The organism is Streptomyces sp. NPDC032721 (genome assembly GCF_055579625.1).
The window spans coordinates 1-1297 of record NZ_JBVIMX010000064.1 but is presented as its reverse complement, the minus strand read 5'-3'; the positions used below and the strand labels follow the sequence as shown (position 1 = coordinate 1297).

Here is a 1297-nt window from a genome sequence, read left to right as displayed (position 1 = left end):
CCCTGAGGTGCCTCGAAGTTCCCGGACAGGTACTTGACCGTTGAATTTACGCGACGAGTCGCAACTGCTCGTGGTCAGCGTGGACTTCACGGGGTGGGCGGTAGCCTACCGCCGAGTGGAGGCGTTTGCGATTGTACCAGAATTCGATGTACCGAATGATGTCTCGTCGGGCGGCTTCTCGTGTTGCGTAACTCACCCGCGATACGCGCTCGTTCTTCAAGGCTCCGAAAAATGATTCGGCCATAGCGTTGTCGAAGCAGATTCCGGTACGTCCGGATGACTTCCGGAGCTGAAGCCCTTTCAGGACCTCGGCGTACTCGGCAGACATGTAGTTGCTTCCGCGGTCCGAATGAAAGATGGCGTCCGGGGCGAGCTTCCGGTTGCGTGCGGCGTTATGGATCGCTCTGGATGTCAGCGGCGTCCGGTAGTGGTCGTCCATCGCGTAGCCGATGACTTCCTTTGTGCAGCAGTCCAGCACGGTTGCCAGATAGAGCCATCCCTCGCCGGTCTCTATGTAGGTGATGTCGCCGACAAGCTTTTCTCCGGGTGCCTTAGCGGTGAAGTCTCGGCCGACGAGATCCGTGACCGAACCCGAGGCCGCCTGTGTCAGGTTAAACCGCTTCGGGCGGGGCTGGCAGGGCTCAAGTCCCAGCTCTCGCATGAGCTGCCGGACGAGCTCGGGGCCAGCCTCTACGTCCCAGCGGTGCAGCTGTGCCTGGACTCGCCGGTAGCCGTAGGTGCTGTCGGATTCCTCGAAGGATCTCGTGATGAGTAGTTTCAGTTCCTCGCGCCGCCGGGCTGTTGCGGAATCTGGGCGGCTTCGCCAGTCGTAGTAGCCGGATTTGGACACGTCGAGTCGCTTGCACATGAACTCGACGGAGTATGCGTACTCCGCAGCGTCGAGCCGCATCGTTTCGATGAACTCGTACTTGCTGGTTACCGGGGATCCTTCGCGAAGTACGCTGCGGCTTTTTTCAGGAAGGAGTTCTCTTGCTCGAGCTCACGGTTGCGGCGCCGGAGTTCCTTCAGTTCGGCACGGTCGTCCACGGCGAGGCCAGCCGTGCCCGGTCCGTTCTCCTCCTGATGTCGGCGCACCCAGGTACGAAGCGTCTCCGGGTTCATCTCGAGTTCCCGCGCGACTTGCGAGATCGGCCTACTTGATTTGATGGCGAGCTGTACTGCTTCCTCGCGGAACTCCGGCGAGTACGGACTCGGACGTGCCACTTGCTACTTCCTCATTTCCTTGACAGGGCAACCCTATTGGGTCCCTGTCCGGGAACTTCGAGGCACCTCACCC

The 1297-nt window shown here is 60.6% G+C and carries 1 protein-coding gene; it reads right to left on the bottom strand.

Annotated elements, in window-relative coordinates; genetic code table 11:
• Nucleotides 1–46: 46 nt before the first annotated feature.
• Nucleotides 47–1224, bottom strand: a protein-coding gene (locus ACZ5PB_RS43435; RefSeq protein ID WP_468699272.1) for an IS3 family transposase whose coding sequence is annotated in 2 segments (ribosomal slippage) — nt 47–963 and nt 963–1224 — 1179 coding nt in all. Because the reading frame shifts where the segments join, the coding sequence is not laid out codon by codon here.
• Between the last annotated feature and the right edge of the window lie 73 nt (nt 1225–1297).